This is a genomic window from Streptomyces sp. NPDC019224 (genome assembly GCF_040632605.1).
GTDB lineage: Bacteria > Actinomycetota > Actinomycetes > Streptomycetales > Streptomycetaceae > Streptomyces.
The window spans coordinates 43255-56045 of sequence record NZ_JBEYCF010000053.1 but is presented as its reverse complement, the minus strand read 5'-3'; the positions used below and the strand labels follow the sequence as shown (position 1 = coordinate 56045).

At 72.0% G+C, this 12791-nt stretch carries 10 protein-coding genes; 4 read left to right on the top strand and 6 right to left on the bottom strand.

Going from position 1 to position 12791, the window contains the following annotated elements; genetic code table 11:
• Window positions 1-162: 162 nt before the first annotated feature.
• Window positions 163-1464: a sugar ABC transporter substrate-binding protein gene (locus ABZ564_RS27030; RefSeq protein WP_360861391.1), complete on the bottom strand. Its 1302-nt coding sequence runs from the start codon at window positions 1462-1464 to the stop codon at window positions 163-165.
• 278 nt (window positions 1465-1742) lie between these two features.
• Between ABZ564_RS27030 and ABZ564_RS27025 the strand changes: the two genes are divergently transcribed.
• Complete coding sequence (locus tag ABZ564_RS27025) at window positions 1743-3296, top strand: family 20 glycosylhydrolase (protein ID WP_360861389.1); 1554 nt, start codon at window positions 1743-1745, stop codon at window positions 3294-3296.
• A 28-nt stretch (window positions 3297-3324) separates the two neighbouring features.
• Here the strand turns inward: ABZ564_RS27025 and ABZ564_RS27020 are convergent, their stop codons facing one another.
• Window positions 3325-4110 (bottom strand): AraC family transcriptional regulator, encoded by a 786-nt coding sequence (locus ABZ564_RS27020; RefSeq protein ID WP_360861387.1) that lies wholly within the window; start codon window positions 4108-4110, stop codon window positions 3325-3327.
• A 70-nt stretch (window positions 4111-4180) separates the two neighbouring features.
• On the opposite strand from ABZ564_RS27020, the gene ABZ564_RS27015 reads away from it, so the two are divergent.
• Together ABZ564_RS27015 and ABZ564_RS27010 are read left to right on the top strand one after the other, a co-directional pair.
• The gene (locus ABZ564_RS27015) at window positions 4181-5020 is read left to right on the top strand and encodes a phytanoyl-CoA dioxygenase family protein (protein WP_360861385.1); all 840 of its coding nucleotides are present in this window, start codon (window positions 4181-4183) and stop codon (window positions 5018-5020) included.
• Window positions 5017-5349, top strand: coding sequence for a hypothetical protein (locus tag ABZ564_RS27010; protein WP_360861384.1), 333 nt, complete (start codon window positions 5017-5019; stop codon window positions 5347-5349). Before ABZ564_RS27015 ends, ABZ564_RS27010 begins: the two co-directional genes overlap by 4 nt.
• A 21-nt stretch (window positions 5350-5370) precedes the next feature.
• Here the strand turns inward: ABZ564_RS27010 and ABZ564_RS27005 are convergent, their stop codons facing one another.
• The 4 genes from ABZ564_RS27005 to ABZ564_RS26990 form a co-directional block, all read right to left on the bottom strand.
• A complete protein-coding gene (locus ABZ564_RS27005; protein ID WP_360861382.1) occupies window positions 5371-6849 on the bottom strand; it encodes an arylsulfatase in 1479 nt (492 codons plus the stop codon).
• A 58-nt stretch (window positions 6850-6907) separates the two neighbouring features.
• Window positions 6908-7993 carry a LacI family DNA-binding transcriptional regulator gene (locus tag ABZ564_RS27000; protein WP_360861380.1) on the bottom strand — a complete coding sequence of 362 codons (1086 nt, stop codon included), beginning with the start codon at window positions 7991-7993 and terminating at the stop codon, window positions 6908-6910.
• A 304-nt stretch (window positions 7994-8297) separates the two neighbouring features.
• Window positions 8298-10460 (bottom strand): hypothetical protein, encoded by a 2163-nt coding sequence (locus ABZ564_RS26995; protein ID WP_360861378.1) that lies wholly within the window; start codon window positions 10458-10460, stop codon window positions 8298-8300.
• A gap of 124 nt (window positions 10461-10584) precedes the next feature.
• On the bottom strand, window positions 10585-11550 hold the full coding sequence (locus ABZ564_RS26990) for a formylglycine-generating enzyme family protein (protein WP_360861377.1): 966 nt from the start codon (window positions 11548-11550) through the stop codon (window positions 10585-10587).
• Between the two features lie 369 nt (window positions 11551-11919).
• On the opposite strand from ABZ564_RS26990, the gene ABZ564_RS26985 reads away from it, so the two are divergent.
• Entirely contained in the window at window positions 11920-12753 is an 834-nt protein-coding gene (locus tag ABZ564_RS26985; RefSeq protein ID WP_360861375.1) for a PIG-L family deacetylase, read from the top strand.
• The last annotated feature ends 38 nt before the right edge of the window (window positions 12754-12791 follow it).

Genomic DNA, 12791 nt, shown 5'->3' with positions numbered 1-12791 from the left:
TCGTCACTACCCCCTCCCTCAGCTGCGCGCCCGCATTTATTACCCGGGGGGTGTGCTTTCCGGGCGGGGGGGCGGGGCGGCCGGGGGGGCCCCGCCCCGCCGCGCGCTCCTTGGGGGCGCGGCCGGCCGGGCGCCGGGCGCCCACGGTGGTCGTGGGCGTCGTCACTTCGATGCCTGCAACTGCTTGTTGCCGAAGGCGACGGCGGCGTCGAGGGCCTCCTGCACCGACTTCTTGCCGAGGAGGGCCTGCGCGATCTCCTCGCGGACCTCGGTCTTCAGCGCTTCGGTCGCACCGGGCCAGTTGTAGACGACGGCCTTGGGCAGCTGGGTGGCGCTGAGGACGCGCACGTTCTCCAGGTCGCTGCCGTCCGAGGTGTGGAAGCGCTTGTCCTCCAGGCTTCCCTCGGTGGAGGGCAGGACCTCGGCGGTCTTGGCGAACGCCAGCTGGTTGTCGGCGTTCGTGACGAAGCGGGCGAAGGCGATGGCGGTGGCCTTGTTCTTCGCGCTCTTGGAGACGGCGACGTTCTGCGGGAACATCGTGGCCGCGGTGTTGGCGATCTGCGGCGTGTACTTCAGGGTCTTGTAGACCTTGGGCGCGTTCTCCTTCAGGTTCTTGATGGCGTACGAGCCACCGTCCATGTACGCGAGCTGGCCGGTCTGGAAGCTCTTCATCTCACCGGTGTAGTCGGTGCTGAGCGCCTCGGGCACGATCGCGCCCGCCTTGTACAGCTCGGCGTAGCGCTCGACGAACTTGACGCCCTCGGCGTTGTTGAAGGTGAACTCGGTCTGGTCCTTGTTCATCACCTCGATGCCGTACTTCGCCATCATCTCGGTGCCGGGCAGCAGGCCGAGCATGCGGTACTTGCCGTGCGACTTCTTGGCCATCGTCATGGCCTGCTCGAGAAGTTCGTCCTGGGTCTTCGGCAGCTTCTTCGGGTCGAGCCCGGCCTTCTCGAAGAGTGCGGTGTTGAACAGCGAAGGCCCGGTGTTCAGGTACCAGGGGTAGGAGAAGTGGCCGCCCGCCTCCTTCCAGTAGCTGCCGTCCCAGGCGCCCTTGAGGAAGCCGTCACCGGCCTTGGGGTCCGCCTCGTCGAGGTTGAGCAGCAGTCCGGCGTCGGCGAGCGGCGAACCGGTGGTCCGGTCGAGGTTGATGACGTCGGGCAGGGTGTTGCCCGCCGCGTCGGCCGAGAGCTTGTCGGCGTAGCCGTCGGCCGGCTGGTCGATCCACTTGACCTCGGCGCCCGGGTGCTGCTTCTCGAAGTCCTTGATGAGGGTGGTGAAGTAGTCCTGGAAACCGGCCTTGAGGTTCCAGGTCTGGAAGCTGATCCTGCCCGTGATCTTGCCTGCGGCCGCGTCCTTGTCCGAGCCGCCCTCGTTCCCGGCGGAGTCGCCCACACCACAGCCGGTGAGCGCCAGGGATGCGGTGAGGCCCGCGGCCACGGCCAGTCTCCGGAAGGATCTCATCGTCAAGTCTCCATCTGTCGGGAAATGCTGCTGGGAAGGGACGCGCGCGCAGGGGGGCGTCCGTGCGGCAGAGCGCGCGGATCGGTTTCTGGGTGCGGGAAGGCATGGCGGCGCAGGGCCGGTGGGGTCTACCGTGACCCGCAAAGGGAAAACTAAGGCGCTTTAGTAGCAAGGGTCAACAGGTTGCCGCCACCGAATCGGCAACGTTTCCAAGGTGCCTGCCCACTTCCGTGGCCCAGCATCCCGCGACGGCCACCCGACCGAACGGAGAGAGCGCCGTGTCCACGACGCCGAACGGCCCCGCCCCGCGGTGGAAAAGCCTTCCGCAGCCCACCCGGATCGCCCTGACGCAGGGGGAGTGGCGACCGGGTGCCCGGGTGCTCGTCACCTACGCGCCCGAGCACCTGGCCCGCGAGGCGGAACGCCTGACACAGGAGCTCACCGCCCTGGGCCATCCGGCCACCGCCCGCCCCGGCGCGGCGATACCCGTGGGGGAGGGTGCCGGTGACCCGGACACGCCCGGCGCCTCGGTGATCGCCCTCCGGACCGGCGACCCGGAAACCGCCGCGCCTGCCGCACCTGCCGCGTCCGCCGAGGCCACCGAACCTGCCGCGTCCGCCGAGGCCACCGCGGACGAAGCCTTCGCCGTCACCGTGCACGACCGCGTGGAGATCGTGGCCCGCTCCGCGGCGGGCGTCTTCCGGGCGACCAGGCAGATCCTGCACAACCTGCGCGCCCAGGGCGGCGTGCCGCGCGGCGAGGTCCACTCCCGGCCCGCCGTCGCGGAGCGCGGGTTCCACCTGGACGCGGCCCGCAAGTTCTACCCCGCCGACTGGCTCACCGACCTCGTCACCGAACTGTCGTACATCGGCGTCAACACGTTCCAGTGGCACTTCTCGGAGAACGAGGGCTTCCGCATCGCCTCCGACCGGCACCCCGGGATCGTCTCCCCCGACCACCTGACCAAGGACGAGGTCCGCGCCCTGCTCGCGCACGCCGCCGACCACCACGTCCGGGTGGTCCCCTCCCTCGACATGCCGGGCCACCTGCGCCACGCCCTGGCCGGGCACCCCGAATGGCAGCTGCCCGCACCCGGGACCGACACCCGGCACGCCCTGGACATCACCAACCCCGACGCGGTGCGCTTCGCCCACGACCTGGTGGACGAATACGCGGAACTCTTCGCCGGCTGCCGCCACTGGAACCTGGGCGCCGACGAGTTCGTCGCCTTCGAGCGCATGGCGGACTACCCCGTCCTCGCCGAGGCCGCCCGGGAGCGCTTCGGCCCCGAGGCCAACGGCTTCGACCTGCTGACCGCGTTCGCCAACGACATCGCGGCCCGCCTCGCCGGGCACGGCTTCACGGCCCGGGTCTGGAACGACGGCATGTTCCGGGGCAACGTCGTGCACCTCGATCCGGCCGTCCAGATCACCTGGTGGACCAACTGGGACGCCCGGATGCGACCGGTGACGGCCGGCCTCGACGCAGGTCACGGCCTCGTCAACTTCATGGACTCGCTGATGTACTACGTGCTCGGCGAGGTGAACAACTACCCCTACCCGACCAGCGAGCGGCTCTGGGACGAGGAATGGCACCCCGGCCTGTTCACCCGCCTGCCCGGGCGGGTGGCGCAGACCTGGCGGCCCCCGTACCCGGAGCAGCTGCTGGGGGCGAGCTTCTCGGTCTGGTGCGACGTCCCCGGGGCGCAGACCCCGGCGGAGGTCGCGGAGGGGATCGGGCGGCCGCTGCGCGGCATGGCGGAGCGCTCGTGGAACGCGGGCAGCCGGCTGAGCCACGAGGAGTTCCTGCACCTCGACGCCGCGATCGGCTGAGGGCACGCCGCGGACCGCTCCCCGCCGCTCACCCCCGCGCCGCCAGGCGCACGGCGCGCGGGGAGGCGCCGAGCTCCTTGCGGCACACCTTGTTGAACGCCTGGAGGTCGGGGATGCCGACGGTCGTGGCGATCGCCGGGATCGCGAGGGTCGACGCCTCCAGCAGGTGCCGGGCCCGCTCCATGCGCCGCCGCCGGACATGGCCGACGACGGTGTCCCCGGTGCCCTCGCGGAACAGCCGGGTCAGATGGGTGTGCGAGACACCGGCGACCGCGGCGATCTCCGGCACGGTCAGCGGCCCGGCCAGCCGCTCCTCGATGTACTCCTGGGCCGCCCGCAGCGCGGGATGCCGTGTCCCCGCACCACCCCCGGCGACGCCGTCGGGGCCGGTGGCGCGCCACAGCACCGTCCACAGCTCCGCCGACGCCCGGACGGGGTTGTGGGCGGCGGCCGCGACGGTCTGCCGCAGCAGCCCGCTCAGCGCCGGCGCGGCGGCCCCCGTGTCCTGCATGACGGGCGCCGTCCGCCGCTCCCCGTCACCCGGCAGCCGGAAGTGCGCGTACAGGTGCTCGCAGCGCCGGGCACCGTAGTGGAAACGGGCCTCCACGCCGGGCGGTACGAGACTGAGGTGGCCGGGGCGGATCAGGTGCCCCACCCCGTGCATCTCCAAGCGCCCCGCGTAGCCGTAGAGGTGGACCTGCCACAGGCCGGGCAGCCGGAACACCTCGGTCGGCCCGGTCGAACCGTGCACCGCCACCCCGGCGTTCACCTCCGTCGGCGGCCGGTCCAGGGCGAGTTCCACGTACGAGGCCATGGTGGAAAATTACCAGTGGCTGTCGGGAACGGCCCACGACATCCCACCCGCCCGCTCCTACGGTTTCGGTATGCCAACCACACAGCCGTACACCCGGCAGCAGCCGCGTCCGTTGAGTTCCGTCCAGATGGCGCGGTTCGTGGCGCAGGGTTTCCTCAGGCTCGACGGGGTCGTCCCCCAGGAGATGAACGACGAGGCCGTCGGTGTCTTCGACGGCCCCCTTCCCGAGGTGCCCTACGGCACCCCCGTCGACAAGGCCTTCCCCGAAGGCGGCTTCGCCCGCAGGCTCCTCGGGCTTCCCGAGGTCGCCGGCGCCCTGGCGGGCCTGGTGGGCCCGGAGCCGACCGTCGACCACCACTTCGTCCACGCCCGCCGGGCGTACGAGGGCCGCGCGCAGTCCCTGCACGCCGACGCCATCATCGACGTGCGCCCCGACGCCTTCGACGTACAGCTCATGTACTACCCGCAGGAGGTCACCGCGGACATGGGCGGCACACTCGTGGTGCCCGGCACCCACCTGCGCCGCATCAACGAGTCCGACATCGGCCGCTACCAGAACCTGCGCGGGCAGACCCGGCTCACCTGCCCGGCCGGCACCGTACTCCTGCTCCACCACGGCATCTGGCACAGCGGCCGGCGCAACGACAGCGACCGCACCCGCCACATGTACAAGATCCGCTTCAACCCGGCCGTCCCCCAGGTCCGCCTGTGGGACACCGGGGACCTCGACAGCCCGGCCGTGATCGAGGAGCTGGCGCGGACCTTCCCCTGGTGCGAGCCGGCGGCCGCCCGTCTGGAGACGTACAACCGCATCCTGCTGTGGCGGACCCTGACCGGCGACCCCGGGTTCGACATCGACCACTGGGCGACCCGTATCACCAACCGGCCCACGACAAGGAGCCACGCATGACCGACGAGACGACCCGCACCACCGCACCCGGCGCAGCGGCCACCGGAGACCGGCTGCGCCAGCAGGTCCTGGTGCTGTACCTGGCCGACTCCTCCCTCGACTCCGACGTCGTCGGCTGGACCAGCTACGACGGAACCGGCCGCACCCGCCCCACCACCGGCGACAGCGACGAACCGCCGTACCCGACGGGGCTGGCGGCCCTGCTGGACGGCTGGCGGCTCTTCCAGGCCGCCCAGTTGATACCCGCCGCGCCCGGGGCCGAGTACCACACCTCGTTCCTCAAGCACGAGTTCTACTTCGAGCGGCTCGTCCACGTGACCGCACCGTAGGGCCGGGCCGCCCCGGCCGGTTCAGCCGGCCGCGGCGGCCCCGATCCGTTCGCGGGTGTGGCGCAGGATGTTCACCACCGGCCGCCCGGTGACCAGGCTGCCCTCCGCGACGAACCCCTCCTCGCGCCCGGTGAGCGCCCGGACGAGATGACCGCGCCAGGTGAGGAGCAACTGCCCGGCCGCGGGATCGGCCGCCAGGTTGTGCAGCTCATGAGGGTCGGCCACCAGGTCGAACAGCTGCTCGCGACCCGTGCCCGACATCCACAGGTACTTGGTCCTGCCGTCGGTGACCCACTGCAACGACTGGTCGAACAGCACGTGCTCGCCGTGCAGGAACTCGCGCCACCGCGCGGGACGTTCGTCCCGCAGGAACGGGACCAGGCTGCGCCCGTCGCACTCCTCGGGCACCGGAAGGCCCGCCAGTTCCAGAAGCGTGGGCATGACGTCCCGCAGCTCCACCACCTCACTCGCCACGCCCCCGGCCGGCTGCCCGCCGGGCAGCGGACCGAACAGCAGCGGCACCCGGGCGGACCCCTCGAAACCGAAGCCCTTGCGGAACAGATGGTGCTCGCCGAGCATCTCGCCGTGGTCCGAGGTGAAGCAGATCACCGTGTCGTCAGCGAGCCCGAAGTCCGCCAGCGCCAGCCTGATGCGGTGGATCTGCAGGTCGATGTGGGCCATGTGCCCGTAGTAACCCGCCCGCGCCCGGTGCAGCGTGCGCGCGTCCATACGGCCCGCGAACGCCTCGTGGTCGCCGTCCCGGTGCCAGTCCGCGAAGTCGTCCGCCCAGTCCCCGACGGCCGGCTCGTACGGCGGCAGACCCAGATAGTCCTCGAAGGCCCAGGCCGGCGGATCGTACGGGGGATGGGGGCGGTGGAAGGACAGGTACAGGAAGAACGGCCGGGTGGGGTCGCGGCGGTAGAGCCACTCGACGGTCCGTTCGGCCAGCCAGCTCGTCGGGTGCAGATGCTCCGGCTTGTCCCAGGGACGGGCGACCAGCGAGTTGCAGCCCGCCCCGTGATCGGTGTGGTCGCTGTCCGGGCCCGCCCCGGGCTGGCGGCGCAGCCAGGGGGTGTAGTCGTCGTAGAAGGCGACGTCCCGCTGTCCGCGCGCCCGCGCGAAGTGGAGGAAGCCGTCGTGCAGGAGGACGTCGTCGAACCCGACGCGGGACCGCTCCGGCCACACGTGCATCTTCCCGATCGCCTGCGTCTGGTAACCGCCGCGCCGGAACTCGCCCGGCAGCGTCACCGGATGAGCCCGGTCGAACGGCACCCCCTCCACGTAACCGACGCGGCCGTGCCGCTCCTGCGACTGCCCGGTGAGCAGGGCGGCCCGGGCCGGGACACAGGTCGGGGTGGCCGAGTAGGCCGCCTCGAAGTGTGTCCCGGAGGCGGCGAGCCGGTCGAGATGGGGCGTACGGACGTCGGGGTGGCCTGCCGATGAAAGGCAGTCGCCACGCCACTGGTCCACGCAGATCAGGATGACGTTGGGTGCGGACAAGGCTCGTGGATTCCTCTGCTCGGGGGGTGGGTGCGCCGTGGCGGCGCGCATGGACGGCTCAGCGGGCGGCGGTGCCGTTCCCGGCCGCCCCGGACGACGGCCGGGCGAGCGGCACGCGGTCGCAGCGGGAGCTGCTGCGTTCGATGAGCTCGGGCACGCTCTCCGCGGTGTCGCCCATGCCCTCGGCGGTACCGTCGAGGGTCGCCATCAGCCGGCCGGCGACGTCCGAGCCGAACGCGAACGCGTCCCGGCCCAGCGCGGTGAGCGGCGGCTCCATGGCACTGGCGATGAGGGTGTCCTCCCACACCACCACGCAGACGTCGGCGGGCACGGCCAGACCGAGACGGCGGATCTCGCCGAGGCCGGCGACGGCCAGGATCTCGTTGTCGTACACCAGAGCCGTCGGCCGGTCCCCGGAGGACAGCAGCAGCCGGGTGGCCCGCGCGGCCGACGAGGCCGAGAAGTCGGTCGACATCACGAAGTGCCCGGGCAGCCCCATCTCCCGGGCGCCGCCGTGGAAGGCGTCGATGCGGCGGGTGATGTGCAGCATCTCGCCCGTCCCGCAGACGTACGCGACGGACTCGTGGCCGGTGAAGTGCAGGTGCTCGATGATTCTGCGCATCGGCTCCCGGTCGTCGATCGTGACGGCGGGCAGCCTGCCCCGCGGATCGGGTCCCCCGGCGATGACCGCCGGCATGCCCAGATCGGCCAGCGCGTCGGGCCGCGGATCGTCGACCCGCAGGTCCACCAGGATCACGGCGTCCACCCGGTTGGCCAGGTGCCACCTGCGGTAGGTGTCGATCTCGGCCTCCACCGAGTCGACCATCTGGAGCAGCAGCGACTGCCCCCGCTTGCTCAGCACGCTCTGCAGGCCCGTCATGAACCGCATGAAGAACGACTCGGAGCCGACGTCCCGGGCGCTGCGCGCGATGACGAGGCCCACGGTCTGCGACTTGGCCCCGGTCAGCACCTTGGCGGCGTGATGCGGCTCCCAGCCGTGCTCCTCGGCGACGGCGAGGATGCGCTGGCGGGTCTTCGCCGACACGCCGGGCTTCCCGTTCAGCGCGAACGAGGCAGCCGTCTCCGACACACCGGCGAGCCCGGCGATATCACGCAACGTCAGACGGGGTGGACGATCGGACATGGAGCTCCGTTCCTGGCAGACAGATGAGCACGCCCCGGCAGGGGGCGTACGGCGGTGTCCGGACGTCGTCCGGGACGCTGGTGCGCCTGGCCGGACGGTGGTGACCGCCGGGCCGGGAAGCTGCGGGTTCCGGGACCCTGCGGCTAGGGGCGGCGGTGGGGCGAGCGTATCGAGCTTCACGCCCGCCTTCCCAGTCCCCGGGACACGGCCGGGCCCGGACCCGCCCTCGCACGGGGCGGGTCCGGGTGCCGCGCACGGTGGGCGGCCCCGTGGTTCCCGGTGCCGCCCACCGCCGCCCCTTCCGTCAGGCGAGCCCGGCGTTCACCGGCCGTCCGTGGCGGCCGTCGGCGCCGACGGCCCGGACCGAGAAGTGCCGGCCGCGGCCGAGGTCGACCGATTCGGCGAAGAACACGTCACGCCGGACCCGGCCCAGCCAGGTGACGCCGTCGTCACCGTGCTGCAGCACGTCGTACGCGTCGGCTCCCTCGACCAGTTCCCACTCGAAGGCGAGGTGGCGCGTCCCTTCGGCCGCCTTCACGTCCCCGGCGTCCGTGACCTTCAGCCCGGAGGTTCCGCCCACCGGCTTGCCGCCGGCCCGCGGCAGGAAGACGACCTTGCCCAGCCGCCCGTCGCCGGCGGTGCGCAGCGAGAGGCGGGCGATCCGGTTGCCGTCCACCCGCACCGAACCGGCCCACTGGTCCCAGCCGCCGGACTCCTCGCGGGTCAGCGGGTGCCAGTCGACGGTCTCGGGGGTGTCCCGCCAGGTGATGCCCAGTTCGACCGAGGTGAGACCCTGGGCCCGCACCCGTACCGGCATCCGGCCCGAGGCGGTGAGGTCCGTCTTGAACAGGTGCAGCACGCCGGAACCGGTGAGGGCGAGGCTGTGCCCGCCCTCGTAGGCCACCGACTCGTCGAGGCGCACCCCCAGGCCGCCCTCGGTCCAGTACTGCCAGGTCAGCGCGCGGTCGGCGGCGCCCTGGTTGTTCCAGCCGGTGTCACGCACCCGCTCCCCGTCGAGCCAGAACCCGGCACCGGCGCCGACGTTGAAGGAGGACACGATGGGCAGCGAGGCGTACGGGGAGCGCTCGGTGATCCAGTGGGCGATGCCGTCGAAGCGCTGGTAGTTCCAGATGTCCTGGCGCCCGGAGGCGTACGGGACGGTGTGCCCGGACGTGGTGGGGTTGCCGGTGGGGCCGGACCAGAACCGTTGCTCCAGGTCGCGCAGGCCGTCCCGCCCGGCGGCCGTCGCGGCCTCGCCCGTTTCCGACTTCAGGACCCAGAAGCGGCTGTCGACGAACAGTGCGACGGACGTCGGAGCGTGGACGCCGGGGCCCGCCACCGTGCCGAACCGCTCGGTCGGGTTGAAGACGCCCTTCTCGTGCTCGATCCCGGCGAACGCCACCTTGCGCGGGTCGAACCCGTGGTTGCGGGCGGTGGTCGCGCTCTTGGTCAGGCGCGGGTCCGCCGACGGCCAGGCGTAGTTGATGAACATCGAGTCGATGATGGGCGCGTCCGGCGTGCCCAGCCACGGCACGTTCCGCTCGTTGAGCGTGTTCTGGTACGAGAGGCTGCCGCTGGGCAGTACGGCGTCGTAGTACTGGAGGTAGAAGTCGGGATCCGTCTTCTTGATGTAGGCGAGCAGGCCCATCAGCTTGGTGGCCTGCGCGGAGGTGATGGTGGCCTCCTGGTTGATGAAGAGGCCGTCGAAGCCGAGGTAGCGCCGGATCTCGATCAGTTTGTCACCGACCGGGAAGGAGCCGTCCTCGCGCTGGACCAGGAAGCCGTTGAAGTCCACGCCGCCGCGCGGCCAGAACCAGCCGCCGATGGCCCGGGCGCCGTTGAGGTGCGCGGCCTCCACCCACTGCGGGTCGGGCAGGTCGATCACGGCACCCTGGCGGCCCGGGGTCCCCGAGGGCCGCGCCACCAGTTCGTCGGGGCACTCGCGCGAGACGATGCCGTGCCAGGTGCCCCAGACGTCGATGTACTGCCAGAAGCGCTGGGTGTACGACCACGGCTCCAGGCCGATGGGCTGCGGACGGGCCCCGTAGACGGAGCCGGCGTTGTACCGGGTGAGTGTGGAGAGCTGCACCTCGGGGTCCAGGTCGGGGTGCGCCTGTGTCGGGGCGAAGGGGGCGATGCGCGGAGCCCGGGGCACCAGACACCGCAAGTGCTTGGCCCACGGCAGGCTCTCCGGGGTGAAGTCCAGGAGGTCGACCGGGTTCCAGCCGAACGGGGCGGGGCCCGGCGGGATGCCCGCCGAGTTGGGGACCGGGAATTCCGCGCCGGCGACCGCCTGGGCGGCGCCTGCTGCGGCGGTGCCCGCGGTGTCGGCGTCGGCGGCTGCCGCCGCCGTCGGTGCGAGGCCGGCGAGGAAGGCCCCGATGCCGAGCCCACCGACGGTGAGTACGGTGCGCCGGGAGAGCCCCGACGGTTCTTCGGCACCTGATGACCGGGCAGGGACGTGCATGTGATCAACCCTTCGTGAGGAGATGGGATCACAGCAGCACAGCGACGTGTGCGCGTGACTGTTGCGCTTTAGTTCGATGTGGTTCGAAAGCCCCGCCCCGTGCGGGCCGGTGGGGCGGGACGGGTCAGCGTGCGCAGCGGAAACCGGTGTTGCCGGAGGTGCTGTCGGGGGTGTTGCCCATGCGCGCCGAGGTGCGGTAGCGGAAGCAGTACGAGTCGTGGCACATGTGGGAGCCGCCGCGCAGCACACGGGTGTCGCCCGTGGCCGGGCCCCGCGGGTCGGTGCGGGGCTCCGGCGAGTGGCGGGTGGTGAACCGGTCGGCGCACCACTCCCAGACGTTCCCGGTCATGTTGAACAGCCCGTAGCCGTTGGGCGGGAAGGCGTCCACGGGGCAGGTGGCCCGGTAGCCGTCGGCAGCCGTGTTCAGCCCGGGGAACTCGCCCTGCCAGGTGTTCATCCGGTGTTCGCCGCCCGGCGTGCGCTCGTCGCCCCACGGGTACGTCCTGCCGGCCAGGCCGCCCCGGGCCGCGTACTCCCATTCGGCCTCGGTGGGCAGCCGGGTGCCGGCCCAGTCGCAGTAGGCGAGGGCGTCGTTGTACGAGACGTGGACGACCGGGTGGTCGGCGCGCCCTTCGAGGTCCGACCCGGGGCCCTCGGGGTGGCGCCAGTCGGCACCGAAGACCTGCCGCCACCAGGGGGTGGCGGCGGCCGCGCGGGTCGGCGGGAAGTCGTCGGGCAGGAAGCCGCCGAAGACGAACGACCAGCCGAACCGCTCGGCCTCGCCGATGTACCCGGTGGCCTCGGCGAAGGCGGCGAACTCGGCGTTGGTGACGGCGGTGGCGGCCAGGCCGAACGCCGAGAGCGTCACCTCGCGTACCGGGCCCTCGCCGTCGGCCGGGTAGGGGCCGTGCTCGGCACCCATGAGGAAGGTGCCGCCGGGGAGGTCCCGCCAGCCGCCGGCCGGGTCCGTCGCCGCGCTCGCCGAGGTGCCCGGGGCGGGGGGAGCGGGAGTGGTGCCGGCCGGATCGGTGCCGCCCGTCCGGCGGGGTGCGCAGCAGGAGCCCGGGGTCCGGGCGAGGTCCTCGCTCATGCGAGCCCCTCCGGGGCCGGGCGATCGGGCGTCCCGGCGGGCGGGGCGGCTGGCACGGTGGTCACGGTCGGGAACACTCCTCGGCGCGGCTCGGACATGCGGGTCTGGACCGGCCCGGCGTTCGTGGGGACACGACGGATCGGGGGCGGCGGCAGTGCACGCGCCCTGACTTTAGCGCTTTAGTTCGATCGCGGGGAAGTGCGGGACGCCGACTTTCCCGCGTCGGGAACAGCCGGTCCGGCCAGGGCGGTTGCACCGAGCGGGACCGGAGCCGTACGGGCGGGAGCACCGCGGGAGGCCGGGACCCAGGAGCGCGGCACGTCCGCCGCGCGTCCGGACCGAGACGTATCCCAGCAGGAGGACTGTGTCATGACTGACCGGCCGCTGACGCTCATGGCAGTGCACGCCCACCCCGACGACGAGGCCACCAGCACCGGAGGCGTTCTCGCGCGCTATGCGGCGGAGGGCATCCGCACGGTGCTGGTGACCTGTACCGACGGTGGTTGCGGTGACGGGCCCGGAGGGACCAAGCCCGGCGAGCCCGGACACGATCCGGCGGCCGTCGCCCGGCTGCGGCGCCGGGAGCTGGAGGAGAGCTGCGAGGTCCTGAAGATCAGTGACCTGGAGACGCTGGACTACGCCGACTCCGGAATGATGGGCTGGCCGGGCAACGACGCCCCCGGTTCCTTCTGGCGGACCCCGGTCGAGGAGGGCGCTGCACGGCTCGCGGAGCTGATGGAGCGCTACCGGCCCGATGTGGTCGTCACCTATGACGAGAACGGTTTCTACGGTCACCCCGACCACATCCAGGCCAACCGCGTCACGATGGCGGCACTGGAGATGACCGGGCTGACCCCGAAGGTGTACTGGACGACGGTGCCGCGCTCGATGATGCAGCGCTTCGGGGAGACGATGCGGGAGTTCGGCGAGGACCTGCCGGAGCCCGACCCGGACGAGGCCGCCGCCATGGCCGAGATCGGCCTGCCCGACGACGAGATCACCACCTGGGTGGACACCACCGCGTTCAGCGGCCAGAAGTTCGATTCGCTGGCGGCGCATGCCAGTCAGGGCGAGAACATCTTCTTCCTCAAAATGGGCAAGGAGAGGTTCGGCGAGCTGATGGGCATGGAGACCTTCGTCCGCGTCAAGGACACCACCGGCGCCGCCGTACCCGAGAACGACCTCTTCGCCGGACTGCGCTGACCCTTCCGGCCGGACGAGCCGGGGGAGCGGCCGTGCGC